14 protein-coding genes are annotated in these 21,744 nt (G+C 64.7%); 9 read left to right on the top strand and 5 right to left on the bottom strand.

Going from position 1 to position 21,744, the window contains the following annotated elements; all coding sequences use genetic code 11:
• From AC1DF3_RS25960 to AC1DF3_RS25930, 7 genes are all read left to right on the top strand, one after another.
• Positions 1-1,449, top strand: a complete 1,449-nt coding sequence (locus AC1DF3_RS25960) for an MFS transporter (protein ID WP_478141320.1) — start codon at positions 1-3, stop codon at positions 1,447-1,449.
• Positions 1,450-1,614: 165 nt separating this feature from the next.
• Positions 1,615-3,369, top strand: coding sequence for a ShlB/FhaC/HecB family hemolysin secretion/activation protein (locus tag AC1DF3_RS25955; protein ID WP_478141319.1), 1,755 nt, complete (start codon positions 1,615-1,617; stop codon positions 3,367-3,369).
• A gap of 78 nt (positions 3,370-3,447) precedes the next feature.
• Positions 3,448-4,284, top strand: a complete 837-nt coding sequence (locus AC1DF3_RS25950; RefSeq protein ID WP_478141318.1) for a hypothetical protein — start codon at positions 3,448-3,450, stop codon at positions 4,282-4,284.
• A gap of 95 nt (positions 4,285-4,379) precedes the next feature.
• Positions 4,380-13,610 carry a two-partner secretion domain-containing protein gene (locus tag AC1DF3_RS25945; protein ID WP_478141317.1) on the top strand — a complete coding sequence of 3,077 codons (9,231 nt, stop codon included), beginning with the start codon at positions 4,380-4,382 and terminating at the stop codon, positions 13,608-13,610.
• The gene (locus AC1DF3_RS25940; protein ID WP_478141316.1) at positions 13,594-13,950 is read left to right on the top strand and encodes a hypothetical protein; all 357 of its coding nucleotides are present in this window, start codon (positions 13,594-13,596) and stop codon (positions 13,948-13,950) included. Before AC1DF3_RS25945 ends, AC1DF3_RS25940 begins: the two co-directional genes overlap by 17 nt.
• 170 nt (positions 13,951-14,120) lie before the next feature.
• Complete coding sequence (locus AC1DF3_RS25935; RefSeq protein WP_478141315.1) at positions 14,121-14,258, top strand: hypothetical protein; 138 nt, start codon at positions 14,121-14,123, stop codon at positions 14,256-14,258.
• Positions 14,255-14,614 (top strand): Imm8 family immunity protein, encoded by a 360-nt coding sequence (locus tag AC1DF3_RS25930; RefSeq protein WP_478141314.1) that lies wholly within the window; start codon positions 14,255-14,257, stop codon positions 14,612-14,614. The genes AC1DF3_RS25935 and AC1DF3_RS25930 overlap by 4 nt, the downstream gene beginning before the upstream one ends.
• Before the next feature lie 379 nt (positions 14,615-14,993).
• On the opposite strand, the gene AC1DF3_RS25925 is transcribed toward AC1DF3_RS25930, so the two are convergent.
• The 5 genes from AC1DF3_RS25925 to AC1DF3_RS25905 are packed head-to-tail and all read right to left on the bottom strand — an operon-like array spanning position 14,994 to position 18,600.
• On the bottom strand, positions 14,994-15,617 hold the full coding sequence (locus tag AC1DF3_RS25925) for a chorismate mutase (RefSeq protein WP_478141313.1): 624 nt from the start codon (positions 15,615-15,617) through the stop codon (positions 14,994-14,996).
• Between the two features lie 21 nt (positions 15,618-15,638).
• Positions 15,639-16,421: an amino acid ABC transporter ATP-binding protein gene (locus AC1DF3_RS25920; RefSeq protein WP_478141312.1), complete on the bottom strand. Its 783-nt coding sequence runs from the start codon at positions 16,419-16,421 to the stop codon at positions 15,639-15,641.
• A 16-nt stretch (positions 16,422-16,437) separates the two neighbouring features.
• A complete protein-coding gene (locus AC1DF3_RS25915; RefSeq protein WP_478141311.1) occupies positions 16,438-17,118 on the bottom strand; it encodes an ABC transporter permease in 681 nt (226 codons plus the stop codon).
• A 3-nt stretch (positions 17,119-17,121) separates the two neighbouring features.
• Positions 17,122-17,805: an ABC transporter permease gene (locus tag AC1DF3_RS25910; protein WP_478141310.1), complete on the bottom strand. Its 684-nt coding sequence runs from the start codon at positions 17,803-17,805 to the stop codon at positions 17,122-17,124.
• 6 nt (positions 17,806-17,811) lie between these two features.
• Positions 17,812-18,600, bottom strand: a complete 789-nt coding sequence (locus tag AC1DF3_RS25905; RefSeq protein WP_478141309.1) for an ABC transporter substrate-binding protein — start codon at positions 18,598-18,600, stop codon at positions 17,812-17,814.
• A gap of 33 nt (positions 18,601-18,633) precedes the next feature.
• Here AC1DF3_RS25905 and pabB point away from each other — a divergent pair, with 33 nt between their 5' ends.
• Positions 18,634-20,871: an aminodeoxychorismate synthase component I gene (gene pabB, locus AC1DF3_RS25900; protein WP_478141308.1), complete on the top strand. Its 2,238-nt coding sequence runs from the start codon at positions 18,634-18,636 to the stop codon at positions 20,869-20,871.
• Positions 20,864-21,739, top strand: coding sequence for a DMT family transporter (locus tag AC1DF3_RS25895; RefSeq protein WP_478141307.1), 876 nt, complete (start codon positions 20,864-20,866; stop codon positions 21,737-21,739). Before pabB ends, AC1DF3_RS25895 begins: the two co-directional genes overlap by 8 nt.
• Positions 21,740-21,744: the final 5 nt, after the last annotated feature.

Below are 21,744 nucleotides of genomic sequence, written 5' to 3'. Positions count from 1 at the left end.
ATGGAGCGCACCTTGTCATCCGCAGTCCCAACCGCACAGAACTTCAAAGGCTTGATGCTTCTCCTGGCAACCACGCAACTTCTGTTGATCGTGGATGCCTCGATCATCAACGTCATCGTTCCGACCATCGCCGGAGAGCTTCGATTCACTGAAACCGGCCAATCGTGGATTGCCAACGCCTACCTGACCGTATTCGGTGGCGCCCTGCTGGCATCTGGCAGGATTGCGGACATTCTTGGCCGGACGCGCATCTTCCAGACCGGCCTCTTGGTGCTCGCCATAGGCTCCGCGGTATCCGCGATGGCGCCGTCCCCCGAGCTCCTGATTGCGGGGCGTGCGATCCAGGGGCTGGGATCGGCGCTGTCCGCCGCCGCCAGCCTGGCCTTGATCCTGGCCACTTTCGAGGGCGAGCAGCGCTACAAGGCACTCGGCCTGCTGGCGGCAATGGGCGGGCTCGGTGGGGCGCTGGGCTCCTTCCTGGGGGGCGCACTGACCGACTGGCTCGGCTGGCGGTCGACGTTCTGGATCAGTGTCGCCATACCGGCGTTGCTCTTGCTCTATTCGCTTGCCGTGTTCTCGAAGTTCGGCAGCGGCGCGCGTCCCGGCCGAGCCGATGGACTTGGGGGCCTGCTTCTGGTCGGAGGCCAGACCCTGCTCGCATGGGGCATCGTGCAGTTCGGTGAACCCCAGAGCGATGCCCGCGTACTGTGGCTCTCGGCGCTCACCGGCTCAATGTTGCTGGTCGGCTTCCTGATCCGCCAGAGGGCCATTTCCCATGCGTTGATTCCTGCGGCGACATGGAGGAATGGCGGCTTGATGGAGGCCTTGGTGTACGCCGGCATCGGACAGTTGGTGATCTTTCCGATGTTCTTCATCGGGAACCTCTATCTCCAGTCGATCCTCAACTTCAGCCCGCTGGCGTCGGGCTCCGCCTTCCTCCCGCTCTGCGGCATCGTCATCGTGACCGCCACGAGCGCCGGACGCTGGTTGCGATACGGGGCACACGAATCCCTGACGGCAGGCTTCGTGCTGGTGGCCATCGGCATGGGGTGGCTCTCTCTTGCCGGCATGCATGGCGTGTTCTGGCTCGATGTCCTCGGACCCACCTTGCTCGTCGGCGTGGGGCTGCCGATCATCGCCATCACGACCAACATCCTCGGTGCGCAGAGTGCAAAGGCGGGCGAGGAAGGACTGACCTCGGGCCTGCTCAATACCTCTCAGCAATTCGGCACAGTCATCGGCTTGTCCGCCATGATCTCCACGGCGAGCTTGTACGCCTCTCGTCTGGCCGGCGCTGGGCAAGCGCCAGCCGCCGCCGACCTGCTCGGCGGCTACAGGATGGCATTCACGCTTGGCGCCGTGATCGCTGCCATTGCGGCATGCTGCCTGTTCGTCGGCAGGATCCTGCGACGTGGCAAGCCGGGTCGCGAGCCGACGACCAAGGGTTGATTCACACGCCAAGGCGACCTTTCTTCCCGCAGAACCGGATTCGTCTCATCGACGCCATCGCTTGCGATTCTTAGAGTCGTCGAGTCAAGTCGGCCGCGCCCAGCGGCCGTCGCTTTTTCTCGCCGTCTCGCGCCTGACACGCGCATCCGGTGCCCGGACAAAAAGATGATTCCCCTTTCCCACCGGCGGGCGAGGCCCGTGGTGGAGGTTCGCCTTGCTTCAGGCCTTCCGGCCTCGACGCTGTCTGCGTTGCTCGTCGCTGGCTTCGCCGCATCATTCGGTGCGCAAGCGCAGACCTCATCCACGCCGAAGCCCATCATCGAAGAGCTTCGCCAGCAGGAACGCGAGCGAGCGCTGCGCGAACAGCAAGAGCGCACGACCGACGAGCGACTGAAGCCCGCCACGATCGATACGCAAAGCTTGCCCTCGGGCGAGACGCCCTGCTTTCGCATCGACCGGCTCGTGCTGGCGGGCGAACTCGCCGACGAGTTTCAATGGGCGCTCGGATCGGCCAGCGTCCCCGACGACGACTGGCAGGGCCGCTGCCTCGGCACGGCAGGCATCAATGTCGTGCTCGCGCGCGTGCAGCAGGCTGTGATTGCCAAGGGCTTCGTCACGACGCGCGTGCTGGTCGGGCCGCAGGACCTCAGCGCCGGCACCCTGACCCTCACCCTGGTGCCCAGCCGCATTGCGTCCATCCGCTTCAAGGATGAAGCCGCCCGCACCAGCCTGCGAACCGCGATCCCCACGCGGGTGGGCGAACTCGTCAACCTGCGCGACATCGAGCAGGGCCTCGAGAACCTGAAGCGGCTTCCCACGGCAGATGCCGACATCCAGATCGAGGCTTCGACTGCGCCGGATGCACGGCCGGGCGACAGCGACCTGGTGGTGAGCTACACGCAAAAGCGCCCACTGCGCGCCACCCTGTCCCTGGACGACGGCGGCACGGACGGCACGGGCAAGACCCAGGCGGGCGCCACCGTCGCCTGGGACAACCCGCTCGGGCTGAACGATCTCTTCTACCTGAGCCTGAACCACGACGCCTTCAACCACCGGGGCCAAGGGACCGCGGGCCAGACCGTGCATTACTCGGTGCCCCATGGCGACTGGCTGCTGAGCGCTAACGCCTCGCAGAACGACTACCACCAGTCGGTCGCGGGCCTGTACGAGACTTACGTCTACAGCGGCGACAGCAGCAACGCCGAGGTCCGGCTCGCGCGGCTGCTGTATCGCGACGCTTCGCGCAAGACGACGGCCTCGATCCGGGCGTTCCGCCGCGCCTCGCACAACTTCATCGACGACGAGGAAATCGGTCCGCAGCGCCGCGTGATCGGGGGATGGGAGGCCAGCTTCAACCACCGCGAATTCATGGGGCAGGCGACGCTCGACGCCACCCTGACCTACCGCCGTGGCACGGGCGCCTTCGGAGCCATAGAGGCCCCCGAGGACCCGTCGGAGGGCACCTCGCGCATGAAGCTGTTCACCACCGACGTGAGCCTCAACGCCCCTTTCAAGCTCGCCGGCGAACAGCTTCGCTACAGCGCGCTCTGGCGTGCGCAGTGGAATCGCACGCCCCTGACACCCCAGGACCGCTTCGCGATCGGCGGGCGCTACACGGTGCGCGGCTTCGACGGCGAGAACAGCCTGCTGGGCGAACGCGGCTGGCTCATCCGCAACGACCTGGGCTGGGCCTTGGGGCAGAGCGGCGCCGAGCTGTATGCGGGCGTGGACTACGGCCACATCGGCGGCCCCTCGGCCGACTGGCAGCTCGGCGCCGACCTGGCCGGCGGCGTGATCGGAGTCCGGGGCGCCTTCCGGGGCCTGAGCTACGACTTCTTCGTCGGCGCGCCAATCCGCAAACCAGAGGGCTTTCGCACGGCGAGGGTCACCGGCGGCTTCACCCTCAACTACAGCTTCTGACCAAGGAGACCGAACACACACCGCTACCCACGACCCACCACGAAGCCTTCTTTTCGATCCATCCAACTCACCAAACTCATGAAATCCCAAGCTCTTCTTTGCGCCTCCTTGATCTCGATCGCCTTGCTCCAAGCCTGTGGAGGCGGCAGCAACAGCGATGGCTTTGCCCTGCCGGCGGCCAATGGCATCGGCGCCGACAAGGTCAATGACAACAACCCGGCCACGGTCTCGGACTCGGGTTCCGTCTCGACGCCTTTCGTACGCGGTGCGACGGCCCGCTACATGCTGCTGGGCGTTGGCCTCCAGTCCTTCAGTCGGCTGACCGACAGCGAGCAGGCCGCCAGCGGCGCCATGACCAAGCTCAACGACACCACCCTGGGCGGCAGCAGCGTCACCCAGGACATCCACGGTGATGCCGACTTCGCGCTCGGGCGTTGGGTCGCCGGCACCGTGACCCGCGCATCGGGCGCGGACACGCTCACCGGCAACGACAACCGCGCCTATCACTATGTCGCGCTCAACGCACTGGCCGAAATGCCCGCAGCGGGTTCGCCGACCTGCGACGCGGGTGTGTTCACCGCCCCAACCTACACCGGTGGCGGAAGCGGCCCGCAGGCGAACAGTGGCACGGCGAGTGGCTCGGCCAGCCTCAGCTTCAGCGACCAGGGCGGGACCGTGGGCGGCGTCCTGAATGTCTCGGTCGGCGATGCGACTGCGTCAACCAGCCTGGACAACATCACGGTCGCGACACCCACCAGCGTTTCGATGAAGGGCGCCTTCCTCAGCGGCGGCTCGGGCGCCGCGGTCCAACTGGGCGCCCACGGCACCGATGGCTATGTGATAGCGGCCGGCTATGCCGTGACGCTTGCCACAGGCGCGCGCTACACGGGCATCGCCAAGTTCAGCTGCTCCTGAGAGAGCAGCGCCGGGGCAAGTACCTCTTGCCCCGGCCTCGAGCGGCCGCACGCGGCCCTCATCACAGATTCAGAACACCCCAGGGAATAGACAACATGAACGCCGACCTGCATCGAATCGTCTGGAATGCCGCGCGCCAGATGCGCATGGTGGTCCAAGAGACTGCGCGCAGCGCCGGCAAGGCGCCTGGCACGACAACAGGCGCGGCCGCCATCGTGGCCGCCGCGGTGCTCGCCCTCGGGCCCGCCCGGGCGCAGATCGTGGCCGACCCGGGCGCTCCGGGCCACCGCGCCACGATCCTGGCGACGCCCAATGGCATTCCCCTGGTCAACATCGTCACGCCGAACGCGGCCGGGGTGTCGCACAACATCTACAGGCAATTCGATGTCGGCGCGAATGGCGCCGTGATCAACAACGCCCGAACCGTCGTGCAGTCGAACATCGGCGGCATCGTGGGGGCCAATCCCTGGCTCGCCAAGGGCTCGGCGCGCGTCATCCTGAACGAGGTCAACAGCTCCGCGCCGAGCTACCTGCGCGGCCCGATGGAAATCGCCGGATCGAAGGCTGAACTCATCATCGCCAACCCGTCGGGCATACAGGTCCAGGGCGGCGGCTTCATCAACGTCTCGCGCGCGACGCTCACCACCGGCGCCCCTCAGATGAATGCCYTCGGCGGCATCGACAGCTATCGCGTGACCGGCGGAACCATCGGCGTCAGCGGCAACGGCCTCGACGCCAGCGGGACCGAATTCGCGGCGCTGTATGCGCGAATGGTGTCGATCAATGGCGGCGTATGGGGCGGCGGCGAGCTTCGCGTCGTCACGGGCGCCAACCAGGTCAGCGCCGACGGGGCACCCGGCGTCGATACAAAGGTGACGCCGGTGGCCAACACCGGCCCGACGCCGCCGCTCGCCTTCGATGCCGGCGCCCTGGGCGGCATGTACGCGCAGAAGATCTGGATCATGGGGACCGAGGCGGGGGTGGGTGCCCGCAACGCCGGCACGATGCAGACCGGTGCGGGCGACGCCAGGCTGATGGGCCTGGGCGAACTGACCGTGACCGCATCGGGCCGTATCGAGAACATCGGCACGATCCAGGCAGCGGGTGCTGCGGCCATCACGGCGCCGACCTTCGCGAACAGCGGCAAGGTAGTGGCCGCTGGCAGCGCCACCATCGCCACGCAAGGCGACCTGACCAACGCAGGCACCATCGAAGGCCAGCGCATCGAGCTGGCGAGCGCGGCCGGCGATGTGAACAACTCCGGGACGATCCGCCAGACCAGCACGGTCGGCCTCACGCTCGCGGCCCCGAACCTGAGCAACACCAGCGGCGGCAGCATCGGCTACGAACCGGTCGCCGATTCTTCTGGCGCCAACGCGGGCAGCGGATCCGGCGGGAGCAATTCGAGCCCAGGGGCTGCGGGCGGTGATGGCGCCGGTTCGGGCGGGGGTGGCGCGGCCGACCCGGGCGCATTCGGTGATCCCTCGACAGGCGCTGGCGCCGGCGGCCCAGCGCCCGCACCGGTGGCGCCGATCGCGCCCGGGGTCATCACGGCCGCCGGCACGATCCGAAACGACGGCGGCCATGTCTATGCCGGCGGACCGATCGAACTGCAAACGCCCAACGTCTCGAACGCGGGCGGCAAACTCGAAGTGTCCAGCCTGGCCGTGACCGGCCCGCGCTTCAGCAATGCCGGCGGGACCCTCAACGTCGCGAACGGCTTCAGCGCCAACGTCGCCGACTTCGACAATAGCGGCGGAAAGTTGAATGTGGGCAGTCTCGCCATTGCCACGACCGGCGATCTGCTGAATCAAGACGGCACGCTCGCAAGCAACGGCGATGCCGACCTGAATGTCGGTGGCATCCTGAGCAACCAGCGCGGAACGATCTCCGCGACCGGCGCGCTGGATGCGCGCGTCGCAGGTGCGATCCAGAACGCCTCGGGTTCGCTCCTTGCCAACCAGGCCGTCTCGATCCAGGGCCGGTCGCTCGACAACGCGCTCGGAAGCGTGGCGTCGTCGACGGCCGGCACGTCGCTTTCGATCGCCGACGTGCTGGCGAACTCGGGCCGGATCAGCGCAGCGACCGATCTGGCGTTGCGCACCGGCTCGATGGTCAACACCGGTTCGCTGCGCGCTGGCGCCGACGCAAGCATCGTCGCCACGGATGCCATGACCAACGATGGGAGCATCACGGCCGGGCACAACACGACTGTCGGCGCCGGCAGCCTGCAAGGCGGACGCATTGGCGTTCTCGGCGCCGGCATCAACGCCGACGGCGGCCTGGCGACGACGGGAGATCTGCACATCACGATCACGGGTGCGCTGGAAGCCCAGGGCACGAACCTCGCGGCCGGCGATGCGTCGCTGCAAGGCGCCAGCGTCGATCTCTCGGGAAGCCAGACCGGGGCCGCCAACATCGCCATCACCGGGACGCAGGGCAACGTGACGACCAGCGGCGCCACCGTCGCGACGGCCGGCACGCTCGGCATCCGCGCCGACACGCACAGCGCACAGACCCTGATCAATCAGGGCGGCAAGCTCAATGCCGGCCAGCTGGACCTCCACGCCTCGAACATCGACAACACCGCCGGCGGCGAAATCGTCCAGATCGGCACGGGTGCCACCACCATCGCAGTCAGCGGTTCGCTGAACAGCGCCAACGGGCGCATCGCGAGCAACGGCCAGGACCTGACCCTGAAGGCCGCGACCTTGACCAACACGGCCGGCAAGATCGAGCATGCCGGCGCCGGGACCTTGGCCGTTCAGGCGGACAGCCTCGACGGCGCCGACGGCCAGATCACCAGCAACGGCGCATTGGTGGCCGCAGTTGCCGGCAAGTTCAACCAGGACGGCGGAGCCACCACCGCCAGGCAGATCACCATCGACGCCGGGATGCTGGCAAATCGGGGTGGCACGGTCATCCAGACCGGGACCGACAACACGCGCATTGCAGTCGTCGGCGCGCTCGACAACAGCGGTGGCGGCACCCTCGCAAGCAACGGCGCCACCGCGATCATGGCCGGCAGCCTCAAGAACGATGCCGGCTCGATTCGCACGGCCGGCATCGCCGATCTGAGCATCCGCACGGCCGGCCTGCTCGACAACAGCGCAAATGGCGAGATCGTCGCGGGCGGCAATGCCGAGCTGGAGGCCGGCAGGTTCGTGAACGACACGGGAAGCGTCAAGGCCGTGGGCGACCTCTCGATGACAGTCGTCGGCGCGGCGTCCAATGTGGACGGCACGCTCGCCGCGAACGGCGACATATCGATCTCGGCCGCGAGCCTCGACAGTACGCGCGGCGCGATGACGGCCGTCAAGGGCAACCTGGGCATCACCACCACGGGCGCCACCCTCAACAGCGGCGGCAAGATGCAAGCTGGCGGCAATGTCGCGCTGGCCAATGGCGGCTTCGAGAATTCTGCCGGCAAGGTCTTCGGCAACGCGCTGGTGATCGACACGCGCGGCCATGCGCTCACGAATGCGCAAGGTACCCTGGCGGCCACGACCACGGTGGCCTTGAACTCGGGCGCCCTCGTGAACGACGCCGGCCTGATCCAGTCCGGTGACGCGATGACCGTGAACACGAACGGCCAAACCCTGAGCAATGCCCACGCCGCTGGCTATGCAGGCGACCAGGGCGGCATCGCCAGCAACGGCACGCTCGACATCGCCAGCGGGTCGCTGAACAATGCCGGCGGCTATATCGGTTCGAAGGGTGCGCTGAGCGCCAGCACAGGCGACTTTTCGAATACCGGCGGCGGTATCGTCTTCAGTCGGTCGAGCGTTTCCGTGAACACGCACGGCGCGACCTACGACAACACCGGAGGCCAGACCCAGGCCGTGGGCGACCTCACCGTGAATGCGGGCACCGTCGAGAACGCCGGAGGCCTGCTGCGCTCGACCGCCACGACGACGCTCGACGCAGGCACGATCGTCAACACCGGCACCCAGGGCATCGACCAAGGCATCGAGGGCAAGAACGTTGCCCTCGATGTCGGCAACCTCGACAACACCTCGGGCGCCGTACGGTCGGATGTCGATACGACGATCACCAGCGGCGGCAGCGTCGACAACACGAACGGCCTGATTTCCGCTGGCGAGAGGTTGCGCATCGTCGATCCGAACGCCGCGAATCCTCTCGCCAAGACCCTCGGCGTCGTGAACACCGGGGGCACGCTGACCGCAATCAAGGCGCTCCAGTTGGACGCCGCCCGCTTCACTGCGGACGGCACCGTCACCTCGGGTCGCGACCTGAGCATCGCGCTCACGCAGGATATCGTGAACAACGGCGAAGTCAGTGCGAATGGCGACCTGGGCTACGTCACGACCGGCAACCTGACCAACAACGGGAAGCTGCTCGCGGGCGGCACGCTCACGGCTGGCGGCAACGTGGTCGAGAACGCGGCCGATGCGGAGATGAGCGGCACCGATTCGTTCATCCGGGCCGGCACGCTCAACAACCGAGGGCTCATCGACAGCAATGGCCAGACGCGTGTCGATGCCGGGGTCGTGAACAACGTCGGGACGGGTCGCATCTACGGCGACGAGGTGGCGATCGGTGCGGGCACCTTGAACAACGACGCCGAAACAGTCAATGGCGCGACGAAGTCTGCGACCATCGCCGCGCGCACCAGTCTTGACATCGGCGCGGACACCATCAACAACCGCGACGGGTCCCTTCTGTTCAGCGCCGATGAGTTGTTCATCGGCGGCGCCCTCGACGCCGATGGCTACGTCACCGGCAAGGGCAGCGTGCTCAACAACGAGAGCGCGACCATTGAAGCGCTGGGCGACATGTCGATCGCGATGGCGAACGTCAACAACATCGATCCCCATCTGAAGGTAGAGCAGCAGACCACCTCGGAAGACAGGACATACCTGAGCACCCTCGACGGCAAGATCTGGAGCAAGGACGACACCCGCGGCGACCCGTTCACGGGTCAGGTATGGCACCGCAATGCGGACGGAAGCGAGACGCTGGTCGGCATCAGCTATCTGGACTGGCAGATCACGCAGACCACCACGCGCGATGTCGCCACGAACATCGCACCCGCACGGCTGGCGGCCGGCGGCGACATGGACATCGACGGGCAGTTGTTCAATCGCGACAGCAGTGTGACCGCCGGCAAATCGCTCACCGCCCCCGGCGCGAAGAACACGGCAACGCAGGGCAGTTCCACCACCAGCTACAGCGGCATCGCCACCGGCTATGACGGCTCCGGCATGGCGTTCTTTCCGATGGCGCCTTACTCGGACCCGCCGAAAAGCATCGACGTCGGCGCCTTCGAGTACCGGTCGAACACCGATGCCACCGCAGGCTATGACGCCGGCTCCGCACGCGACGTCAACGGACCGGGCGGCGCGGCGGAACATGCAGGCGGCGTCTCGGGTGGCGGCGGCCCCGGCGCGGTGATCGAGGTCGCGTCGGCGGTGAAGGGCTCGATCAAGGTGGCCGGAGACTCCGCCGGTCCGGCGGATGCAGCCAACGCCAACGCGACTGCTTCAGGCTCGCGCGACGTTGCCATGGTCGTGCGCACCACCACACCGGCCACGCGCCTGCCCACGGCGAGCCTGTTTCAGACAAAGCCCGGCGCCGGCGGCTATCTGATCGAAACCGATCCGCGCTTCGCGAACTATCGCGACTGGCTCGGCAGCGACTACCTTCTCAACGCGATGGGCATCGATCCCAACAGCGTACAGAAGCGCCTGGGCGACGGCTTCTACGAGCAGCAGCTCATTCGAGAGCAGGTCGCGCAGCTCACTGGCTACCGCTACCTCGACGGCTACTCGAACGACGAGGCGCAATACACCGCGTTGATGAACGCGGGCGTGACCTTTGCGCAGAAATACCAGCTGACGCCCGGCGTTGCGCTCACGGCCGAACAGATGGCGCAACTCACGAGCGACATCGTTTGGCTGGTCGAGCAGACGGTGACACTGCCTGATGGCAGCACGCAGCGGGTGCTCGTGCCGCAGGTCTACGTTCGGGTTCAACCCGGCGATATCGACGGCTCCGGCGCGTTGTTGTCGGCCGACCGCCTGACCATCAAGAACCAGGCGGGCGAAGGCGCCTTCACCAACAGCGGCACCGTTGCCGGGCGCTCGCTGGTGTCCATCACGGCCGACAACGTCAACAATCTGGGCGGGCGCATCTCCGGCGGCAACGTCGCGCTGGACGCCCGCGCCGACATCAACATCATCGGCGGCACGGTCGACGCGCGCGACTCGATGGATCTCAAGGCCGGCAACGACATCAACATCCGGACCACGACGTCTTCCTCCAGCAACGGGCAATTCAGCCAGACCAGCATCGACAGAATCGCCGGCGTGTATGTGACCAACCCGGGCGGCACGCTGGAGGCGCATGCCGGCCATGACGTGAACCTCGTCGGCGCGATCATCGAGAACAAGGGCGGCGGCTCCACGTCCATCACGGCCAAGCACGACATCAACCTGGACACGGTCACCGAAAGCAGTTCGCTCTTCGCCGTCGTCCCCAACAAGATCGTGAGCGCGTCCAGCAGCCGGGAGACCGGCAGCACGATCGCGACCAACGGCATGACGACCCTTAGCGCCGGCAACGACATCAACGCGCGACAAGCCGACGTGAACGCCGGCAGCGGCCTGCTGATCGTCAACGCCGGGCGCAACCTCAACATCGTGGACGGCCAGACGAAGGACAGCAGCGCCTTCATCTCGCAAACTACGAAGAAGAGCACGTTCTCCTCGACGACCACGACGATGAACGCGGCCCAGGAAAGCTCCACCAGCGTGGGCAGCAGCTTCCAGGGCGGGCTTGTCGCGCTGCATGCGGACAACAACGTCAACATAGTCGGCTCGCACATCAGCGGTACCCAGGGCGTGAGCGTGACGGCGGGCAACGAGCTCAATGTCGTGGAAGGCCGCGACACGCGCAGCAGCAGCGCCGGGCTCAACCGCACGGGGAACTTCGAATTCCTCGATCGCCACCTGAGCCAGGAAAAGAAAAGTGGCGACACGCTGGAGGCGCGAACGGACAACGCAGCCGCCAGCACCATCACCAGCAGCCAGGGCGGGATCTACCTCGAAGGCGCCAACAGCGTGTACCTGCAAGGCGCACAGGTCGAGGCGGCCAAGAACCTGACCATCAAGGGCGGCTCGGTAACCATCGCCGGTGCCGTCAACGAAGCGGGCCTCACGGTCGGCAACAGCAGCTCGAAGAAATCAAGCGTCAGCAGCGCCTTGCATGGTCTGGATGGCAAGGGCGAGAACATCATGGATGCCAACGCCAGCTCGCTGACGAACAGCAGGCTGAGCGGTGCCAACATCAGCATCACCGCCACCGGCGACAACGGCACCAGCGGCGCCGTCACGATTGCGGGCACCACGATCGAGACACCCGGCAAGCTCAAGCTCGAAGGCGACAGCGTCAACCTCGCGCTGCAATCGACCGAGTCGAACACGAGCCACACCGGCGGCAAGAGCAACCTGATGTGGCAAAGCACCAAGGACTCGGGGACCGCCGACGAGACGCTGCACTACAACCAGATCAATGCGGGCTCGCTGGAGATCAACGCCAAGCGGGTGACGGTGGGCATGAACGCCAAGGACAGTGTCGAGGCGTTGGCTCAGCAACCGGGCATGGAATGGATCGGCAAGGTCAACAGCGATCCGAACCTGGCCGGCAAGGTCGACTGGCAGAAGATCGACGAAGCGCACAGGCAGTGGGACTACGGCAAGAGCGGGCTCACGCCGGAAGGCGCTGCCGTGGTGACGGCGGTGGTGACCTATCTGACGTGGGGGGCGGCATCGACTGCCGGTGCATCTGTCGCGGGAACGATCGGTGGCGGCACGGCCGTCTCGGGTGCGGTGGCCGCAGGCATCAGTGCGCTCGCGAGCCAGGCCTCGGTGGCGCTCATCAACAACAAGGGCGACCTGGGAAAAACCTTTGATGACCTGGGCAGCAGTTCCAGCGTGAAGGGCCTGTTGACGGCCATCGTCACGGGTGGCGTGCTTGGTGGACTGAACCTCAATCCCACCGGGCTGCCGACGACCGGCGGCGGCGCGGGCGACGTCATGGCCCAGCTGGGCAAGAACCTGACGGCGGGCGCAGCGAAGGCCGTCATCAGCACGGCCATCAACGGCGGCAGCCTGGAAGATGCGTTGAAGGATGGAATCATCAACGCCCTCCTCGATACGGCAGCCGCCAAGGGTGCCAACTGGGTTGGCGACGAGTTCAAGGGCGTCGCCAACAAGATTGCGCACGCCATTGCAGGATGCGCCGTGGGCGCAGCACGGACCGATGGCAGTTGCGCCGCAGGCGCGCTGGGCGCCGTGATCGGGGAGCTCTCGGCTGAACTCTATGGACGAGACATCGACACGGTCCAGTTCGCGGCCATGATGAGCACCATTGCTGCGGCGGTTGCAGGGGGCGATGCGAACCAGATCAATCTCGCGGGGCAAGCTGGAGCGAATGCAGCGGCGAACAACTATCTGAACCACGATGAGACGGCTGCGCGCAAGAAGGCGCTTACCGACTGCTACGGCGGAAGCACCTCCGCATGCACGGAGCTGGCCCGCCTGAACAATCTGGATGCCCAACGCGACCTCCAAGTCAAATCACTGGCAGACAACTGCACCACCGACTGCGCCCAAGTAGTGAAGTTCATCAACGATGAGCTGACCGCCTTGGGATGCACCAGCGGACCTTATGCATGCGACGATGCAACGCTCAAACAGGCATGGCTGCTCGCGCAGCCCAAAGCTGAAGTGCTGCAGCCGGGTTTTGGTCCGGACGACGCACTTTTCATCGCCTACGGGCTGGTGCGCGGTGGAGTCAAGATCGTTACCGCCATCGCAGGTGCCGGCAAGGAAACGCCCATTGTCGTAGCGGACGCGCTGAGTTCGCCGGCATCGATGGCTCGCCAGATCAACAATCTCTACCGAGACGGGGCGCCACCTGAACTGGTACAGCAAGCAGTCAATCAAGCCGCCGTGGGGTCGACGCACAATGCAGGCGCTGCTGAAGTCATTCTTGGAAAGTACATCGCCGGAAGCAAGGACTCCTACGAGGCGATTGCTCAAGCGCGTGGATCAACTTTCTTCTCGATGTCGGACTGGGCTACTGTTCAGAGGCAGATGGATTTTTCCAATTCTGAGATGTGGAAAATCAATCAAGCATTCTTGGATCAGCAGATTGCTCAAGGCAAGAGTTTTGTATTCACTGCGAATCCAGAGCGTGCTAGACCTACATCTTTTACAGCTCAGGAATATAAATACCTGCTGGACTCTGGCTACAAAATTCAACCAATCGAAGGAGGACTCTATCGTGCAATTAAAGAATGATCAGCAAAGCAGAAATGCTTTGGATGATACGATATCAAACTACTATAAGAAACGTAGTAGAAGCGGCAGGAATTTCTTGCACGCCGACGATCCTGACGGAGAAGCTTATTACTCCTATTTTCTCATCGATAGAAAATACGCCATTCGATATAGCATTGGGGTAGATCGAGGCATGTGGCTCGGCGCCCTTGAGCTTGCAATCGGGCCTCATTACTTCGGTGCCGATGCATTCTGGTCTTACGAAAACTACAAAAGATTTTCTATGGATGCAACGACTGAAAGTGTTGAAAAGAATTTAATGCTTCTCGACGAATTTTGGGGGCTTGATAGCACTGACTGAAGGCTTACGATTACCAGCGCAAGAAGCTGGCCGACGACCTTGCGGCCTGCCAGCGCGACGATTTTCGCCGGCTCAGGAGCGCGCACTCCGGGCCTGTTATCAGGAGATCAGCAGCACCCAGAACCGCGTCTTGCCGGAGGCGTGCAACTGGCTCAGCGCAGGGCCAGACCTTGCTCCAGAAGGCGCTGAAGGGCGCGGCCACACAAAAGGAACTCGTGCTGTCGCGCCAGTTGCCGGACCACTGCTGGGGCGGCTCAGAGCAAGCGAATTTTGTGCAACAGACCATTGACTTGAATGTGGTTTCATGAAATTAGAAGTCAAAGCAATTTGGATCGACCACTCTTCGGTCACTCTAGAAGACTACTTGCCATCTTCAAGCGATTTCTTTGGCATTTGGGTCAACTTCAAGATTGGGTTTAAGGGGAACGCAGGATGCGATGACTTCCGAGTCTTGGTGTGCAGTCCAAATTGGCTGACCACAGAAATGTCGAGCGACGGGGCTGCGTGGGGCAGACATACTCTGCTGATGAAAGAGTTCAGCTACGAATTGATGGTCAAGAAGATCAATTTATTGGCTGAGAATGTACAGAACAGCAATTGGGCGATCGCGGCGCAGAGTCTTTCTAGATTTGCTAAATGGGAATTCGAGGACTATCAGGAATGAGTTTGCGGAAGGCCAAGTGCGAGAACATGCAGGATGCCGACGTCAGTTCGCTGACGATCAGCAAGTTGTGCGGTGCCAACATCAGCATCATGGCCACGGGAGACAACGGTCGCGGGCATTGGACTTGACTTGAGATCATGTCCCAACCCGTCCGCGCAACAGTGGGGCGCTGCTTCGACTGCCGGGGCCTCCGTAGCGTGCACAGTGGGTGGCGGAGCAGTCACTCAGGGAGCTGTGGCCGCAGACATCAGCGCGAGGCGCCCCGATCGGTATCGCCCTAACCCGTACTCCGTGCCTGGTTCCAGCCGAATCCAACTGGCGGCGGCGCCCATGCCGTGCTTGATCGCGAAGGCCTCGGCCGGTCTCTCACCCCGGCTCATCAATCCCCACAAACCCGCGCCAGCCCCCGATCGAGCCCGATCCGGTACAGCGGCTCAAGTCGATGCCGCTCGCCATGCTCGACCGCCGCCCTGGCCAGATGCAACTTGCAATCGGGGTCGGCTCGAAGCGTCTGCGTCGCCACCAGCTCTTCGATGAACTGCGGCCGCAGCCGATCCAGCGCGGGGCGGAGTTCGGTCTTCAATTCCGAGCGGCGATCCGCCGGCACGCTGCCTTTGCGGCGCCAGTCGGCCATGAGGACGAACTGAACCAGCTTGCTCGCTTCGATCTGGTCCGCGAAGAAGGCCGACGCCAACTCGCTTTCAACTCCCATTCCGCGCGCTTCCGTCGTCGCCGCATCGATCACCTGCTTCTCGCGCGGATCGTTCGGCGGATCGGCAACCGACAGCTTCGAATCCCACTTCGTGAGCGCGACCTGGCGTGAGATATCCAGGCGCGTTGCGCTCAACTCGACCAGCCTCGAAAAGTCCTGTGCCTGAACCGTCGCTGCACAAACGGCAGCCATTGGCGCCAGGCCGCCCAAGGCGCCAATCAAGACCCCCGCGAGGAGTCGACTCGGCCTCGAAAGGTCGTTTTTCAATCTCATGGTTCCCAATGCAATCATCTGTGCCTCCTGTTTGTATCGTTAGACAATCTGCCGAAGAAAATTCCTGATCCGAGGGCTCGAACCCTTGCCGAAGAACTCGTCCGGCGTCGAGTTCTCCGCGATGCTTCCGCTTTCCATGAACACGACCTTGTCCGCGACCGCACGGGCGAAGCCCATCTCGTGCGTGATGCACACCATGGTCATCCCCTCGCGTGCGAGCGCGATCATCGTTTCGAGCACTTCCTTGACCATTTCAGGATCGAGTGCCGACGTTGCCTCGTCGAACAGCATGACCGACGGGTCCAGGCATAGCGCCCGCGCGATGGCCACGCGCTGCTGCTGGCCGCCCGAGAGTTGCGCCGGATAGGCATCGGCCCTTTCCGCCAACCTCACGCGCTCCAGCTGCCCGAGCGCGACCGCCCTTGAATCAGCCTTCGAACGGCGCCGCACCCAGGTCTGCGCGAGCGTGCAGTTCTCGAGCACGGTCAGGTGCGGGAACAGGTTGAACTGCTGGAACACCATGCCGACATTCGCCCGCACGAGGTCCGCATGCGCGGCCTCGGGGGAGATTCGGATGCCATTCACGACCACCTCGCCGGCCTGGTACGGCTCCAGTCCATTGATGCATCGCGCGAGCGTCGACTTGCCCGACCCCGAAGGTCCGCAAATCACGATCCGCTGCGACGCCTGCACATCGAGGTCAATCTCCTTCAGCACCTGGTGGGCGCCGAAGTACTTCGAGAGCCCTCGTATGTCGACGACCGCGGATGCGGCAGCCGTAGTGCTGTCTTCCCAGGCCAAGGGGCCGGCCATCGTCTTCATTCTGGAACCTCCGCAATCAATACGCGTATCTGAAATTGGCTTCGACCTTGCGAAACACGAACATGAGGCCGTAGTTGATGGCGAGGTACACCAGGCCGGCACTGATGAAGACTTCGTATGGCGCATAGGTCTCGGCGCTGATCAAGCGCGCAGTACCCGTCAGGTCCAGCAACGTGACCGTGCTGGCAAGCGAAGTCGCCTTGCACGTCAGGATGATCTCGTTGCCGAATGCCGGCAGCGCCGTGCGCGCCGCGATCGGCATCTCGACCTTCAGCAATGATTGATGCCTCGCAAGCCCGAGGGAGAACGCGGCTTCCTTCGCTCCGCGAGGCACAGCCGCCAGGGCCGCTGCCAAGGTCTTGCCGGTGTAGGAAGCCGAATTCAGGCCCAGCGCGATGACGACGCACCAGAACGGGTCGCGCAACACCACCCACAGGATCGAGTCCTGGATCGCCTGGAACTGGCTGGCGCCGTAGTAGAGAAGGAACACCTGCACCAGCGCCGGCGTCCCGCGAAAGAACACGATGTAGCCGGCAGCAGTCCGCCGCAGCCAGCCGCGCACCGAGTTCCTTGCCAACGCGACGGGCAAAGCCAGCACAGTTCCCAGCGTGACCACCAACGCCGTGAGGCCAAGGGTGAGCAATGCGCCATCGACCAGCCTCGGCAACGACAACCAGACGATTCCGAAGTCAAACATGATTCAAGCGATCAGGTGTCGCGCGGATCGGCGCTCTGCCGCCTCCAGCAACAGGGTTGCGATGCCCGTCAGGGCGAGATAGATGCAGGCAGCCGCCAGGTACATGGTGAAGGGCTGGCGTGTCGCTCCGGAGGCCTCGGCGGCTTTACGCATGAGCTCTTCGCATCCGACGATCGAGACGATGGACGTCTGCTTGATCAGCACGATCGACTGGTTGCCGAACGGCGCCAGTGCGGTCCGGGCTGCTTGCGGAATGACCACCGTCCAAAGCGCCTGGATCGAGGACAACCCGAGAGTTCGCGCGGCCTCCCGCTGGCCCTGCGGAACCGCGAGCAAGGCCCCACGTGCAATCTCGGCCGCGTACGCGCCGAAGGAGATAGCCAGCGCGAACACCCCGGCCGCGAATGCGTTGATCTCGACGTATTCGCCGGTGATGAGCGCAAGCGTCAGCGATCCGCCGAAGTACACCGCGAAGACCACCAGCAGGTCCGGCACGCCACGAATGACCGCCGCGTACAGGTAGCCCAGGCTCCGCAGCACGCGATGGCGCCGCAACTGCAACCAGCAGCCCACCAGGCCGAACGCGCTCCCCACTACCAGCGCGGCGGCGGCGAGTTCGACCGTGGAGAGCGCGCCCAGCAACAGTTGGCCGCCGAATCCCTGGAGCATCGACATCTCTTTGATCACGGCCGGCTACATCAACTTGAACGGGAAGTACTTCGCCGTGATGCGGTCGTAGGTACCGTCCGCACGGATCGCGGCCAACGCGGCGTTCACGTTGTCGACCATCGCGGTGTCGCCCTTGCGCACAGCGATGCCGTTGCCGTCGCCGAGCAAACCGCCCTTGAGGTCGGGACCGACGAAGTCGAAGTTCGCGGCATCGGGGCCCTTCAGGAAGCCCACGAAGTAGGTCACGACGTTGCCCAGGATGTAGTCGACGCGGCCGGCGACGAGATCGAGCTCCGCCGCCTGCGTCGTGTCGTAGAACTTGAGGCTGGAGCTCTTGTAGTTCTCCGTCAGGTAGCTGGCCTGGATCGAACCTCGCTGCACGCCGATCAGCTTGCCCTTCAGCGCTGCCGGCGAGATGTCGGCAGGCGTGCCCTTCTTGGCCACGAAGCGCGAGATGGTGTCCTTGTACTTGTCCGAGAAGTCGACCCGCTGCCTGCGCTGATCGGTGATCGCCATGCTGGCCACGACGATGTCGAACTTCTTCGCGACAAGGCCGGGGATGATTCCGTCCCAATCCTGCGCGACGATCTCGCACCTTGCCTTCATCTTTTCGCAGAGCGCATTGGCGATGTCGACGTCCCAACCCTGCAACTTGCCGTCGGGGCTCTTGAAGCTCCAGGGGGGATAGGTGCCCTCGGTCGCTATGCGGTAGGTGGGCTGCTGTGCATGTGCAAGGCCTGAGGTCGCGGCGGCTGCGATGAGAATGCCGAGCAGCTGTCGGGTGATCTTCGGGAGTGTCTTCGAATGGGTCATCAGAGGCCTTTGCGGGTGTACGTCCAGGCCTCTATGTTTGGCGAGTTCTGCAGCGGATGCGACTCTTGCGTGTCGTACGAAATCCGCTGCGAAGCGCATGCGACGCTGGAGGTTGCATGTGAATGGAAAAACGCCTACCCGTTCAAGCAGTTGCGCACCCTCCCCTGCCGTCAAACCATCGGGCTTTTTCTACCGACCGGAGAAGAGCTCATGCGCACGCTGCTGATCGACAACCACGACTCGTTCACCTACAACCTCTTTCACTATCTGGCGACGTGCAACGGGCATGAGCCCTTCGTCGCAAGGAACGACGAGATCACCTGGGACGAGATCCAGGCCCTGGACTTCGACAACATCGTCATCTCGCCCGGGCCGGGCCGGCCGCAGCGACACGCCGATCTCGGGGTCAGCGTCGACGTGTTGCGCCATGCCGAGGTGCCGGTGCTTGGCGTATGCCTCGGGCATCAGGCGATTGCGCACCATTGCGGCGCCACGGTGGACCTGGCGGTTCGACCCATGCACGGACGCATCGACAGCGTGAGCCACGACGGCCGCGATCTCTTTCGCGGGATTCCGGACTCATTCAACGTGGTTCGCTACCACTCACTGGCGGTCAGGCGTCTGCCACCGCATCTCGAAGGGCTCGCTTGGGCGCCCGACGGAACGCTGATGGCACTGCGGCATGCGCACAAGCCCTGGTGGGGAGTCCAGTTCCATCCGGAATCGATCTGCACCGAATTCGGCGCCAGATTGCTCAGGAACTTCAGGGACCTGACCGAGCAGTGGCAGCACGGCGGCGTCACGCACGATCCGGCCCCGGATCTCGGGCCGTGGTCGATGGCTCGACAGGATGGCGCGCGGGCGATACACGCACAGTGCCTCGACGACTATCCCGATCCCGAGGCGATCTTCAGCCAAAGGTTCGCTGCCAGTACCGAGGCCTTCTGGCTCGACAGCAGCCAGGCCCACCCCCAGGGAGCGCGCTTCTCGTACATGGGCGACGCCAGCGGCCCCGGCAGCGAAGTGATCAGCTACGAATCGCGGGTGCAGCGGCTGGAAATCCGCCGGGGCGCGGAAATCGAGCTTCGCACCCAGAGCGTCTTCGACTATCTCGACGAACGCATCCAGGGACGCACGCCCAGCGGGCCGGCGCTGCCCTTCGAGTTCAAGGCCGGGTATGTCGGCTACTTCGGCTATGAGCTCAAGGGCGAACTCGACGGCGAGCATGCACACGATGCACATACGCCCGACGCGGTCTGGATCCTGGCGGACCGCTTCATCGCCTTCGACCACGCCGAGCAGCAGACATGGATCGTCTGCCTCGACGACGACGCGTTGTCAGACGAGAACCGCGCCTGGATGCACGAGACGCAACAGCTGCTCTCGGCTTGCGCGCCCTGCGGAGCGAACGACATCGGCACCAGCCCGGCGTGGCTCGCGCACCCGGCATGGCAGATCGACCTGCCGAGGTATCGCGAACTCATCGTCCAATGCCAGGAGGAGATCCTGCAAGGAGAAAGCTACGAACTGTGCCTGACCAACCAGCTCGTAGCCCTTGGCTACGCCGACACCCTTGCGGTCTACCAGAGGCTGCGTGCGCGAAACCCGGCGCCGTACGCCGCGTACCTCAGGACACCGACGCTGGCCGTCCTCAGCGCGTCACCCGAACTCTTCCTGCAGATCAGCGCAGGGGGCCACGTCGAGACGAAGCCCATCAAGGGCACCAGCCGTCGCGGCACCACGACTGCCGAGGACGAAGAGCTGGCCGCCCGACTCGCCGCCGACGAAAAGTCCCGCGCCGAGAACCTGATGATCGTCGACCTGCTGCGCAACGACCTCGGGCGGGTCTGCGAGGTCGGCAGCGTGCACGTGCCCGCGCTGTTCCACATCGAGTCGTACAAGACCGTGCACCAGCTGGTCAGCACTATTCGCGGGAAGCTGCGCGCCGGACAGACCGCGATCGACTGCATCCGCCATGCCTTCCCCGGCGGCTCGATGACCGGCGCGCCGAAGCGCAGGTCGATGAAGATCCTCGACGGGCTCGAAGCCGCTGCGCGCGGCATCTACTCCGGCAGCATCGGCTATCTCTCCATGGACGGTGCCGCGCGGCTCAACATCGTGATCCGGACGATCGTCTGTGCGGATGGCAAGGTGTCCATCGGTTCCGGGGGCGCCATCATCGCGTTGTCGAATCCTGACGACGAAGTCGAGGAGTTGGTCCTCAAGGCAGCCGCGCAACTGGAGGCCCTGGGCTTTCAAGACCATGGATAGCGTTGCGCGAAACCGGCGCGGCATCCTGCTGATGGTCGCAGCCATGGCGTGCTACGCGCTCAACGACGCCTTCGTGAAACTCACCACGGATCAGTTGCGGCCCGGGCAGATCATGGCGGTGCGCGGTCTGTTCGCGACGGCGATGGTCGCGGCGCTCGCCGCCAACGCGGGCGAGTTGAAGAACTGGCGCAGCCTGCTCAGCCCGGTGGTCGGATTGCGCTCGCTGCTTGAAATCACGACGGCCGCGACCTCCGTCGCAGCGCTGGCCCTGGCGCCCCTTGCGACTGTCACCGTGTTCATGATGACGGCGCCATTGATGATCACCGTCTGCGCGATGGTGCTCGGGTGGGAAAGGCCTGGGGCCACTCGCATACTGGCTGCCGCGATCGGATTCTCGGGCGTGCTGCTCGTCGTTCAGCCCTTCGGGGCCAGCGCCTGGTCGGGCTGGGGCGCTGCGCTCGCCCTGCTCTGTGCGGTTTCGCTGGCGGCGCGGGACTTGTTGACCCGGGCCATGCCCGCAGACATGCCCTCCGTGCTGATCGCGTTGGCGACCACCGCGGCCGTCTGCCTTGCCGGCCTCGCGCTGGGAATGTTCGAGGGCGCCTGGCAGCCATTGGCCCGGCTGGAGACCGCCCTGCTATGCGCGGCCGCGATCTGCGCCGCGGTCGGCAACTACGCGCTGATTACAGCCTGCCGGGGCGTGGACCTATCGGCCGTGACGCCTTTCCGATACAGCATCGTCCTCTGGGCGATCCTGCTCGGCTACTTCGTCTGGGGCGAACGGCCGACGGCAGCGGCCGCACTCGGTATCGCGTTGATCACCGCAGCGGGCCTGTACACCGTCTACAGCAGCAGAAGTCGCGGCTGAAGCGC

Source organism: Variovorax sp. 10N432, from assembly GCF_056394465.1.
The sequence above is the reverse complement of the archived record's forward strand: the minus strand, read 5'-3'. Positions and strand labels throughout refer to the sequence as shown.

Excerpts from the sequence above, each read along its gene's own strand:
- AC1DF3_RS25955 (WP_478141319.1), top strand. The coding sequence starts at position 1,615 with ATGATTCCCCTTTCCCACCGGCGGGCGAGGCCCGTGGTGGAGGTTCGC.
- AC1DF3_RS25930 (WP_478141314.1), top strand. The coding sequence starts at position 14,255 with ATGAAATTAGAAGTCAAAGCAATTTGGATCGACCACTCTTCGGTCACT.
- AC1DF3_RS25920 (WP_478141312.1), bottom strand. The coding sequence starts at position 16,421 with ATGAAGACGATGGCCGGCCCCTTGGCCTGGGAAGACAGCACTACGGCT.
- AC1DF3_RS25950 (WP_478141318.1), top strand. The coding sequence starts at position 3,448 with ATGAAATCCCAAGCTCTTCTTTGCGCCTCCTTGATCTCGATCGCCTTG.
- AC1DF3_RS25925 (WP_478141313.1), bottom strand. The coding sequence starts at position 15,617 with ATGATTGCATTGGGAACCATGAGATTGAAAAACGACCTTTCGAGGCCG.
- AC1DF3_RS25895 (WP_478141307.1), top strand. The coding sequence starts at position 20,864 with ATGGATAGCGTTGCGCGAAACCGGCGCGGCATCCTGCTGATGGTCGCA.
- AC1DF3_RS25915 (WP_478141311.1), bottom strand. The coding sequence starts at position 17,118 with ATGTTTGACTTCGGAATCGTCTGGTTGTCGTTGCCGAGGCTGGTCGAT.
- AC1DF3_RS25905 (WP_478141309.1), bottom strand. The coding sequence starts at position 18,600 with ATGACCCATTCGAAGACACTCCCGAAGATCACCCGACAGCTGCTCGGC.
- AC1DF3_RS25960 (WP_478141320.1), top strand. The coding sequence starts at position 1 with ATGGAGCGCACCTTGTCATCCGCAGTCCCAACCGCACAGAACTTCAAA.
- pabB (WP_478141308.1), top strand. The coding sequence starts at position 18,634 with ATGTTTGGCGAGTTCTGCAGCGGATGCGACTCTTGCGTGTCGTACGAA.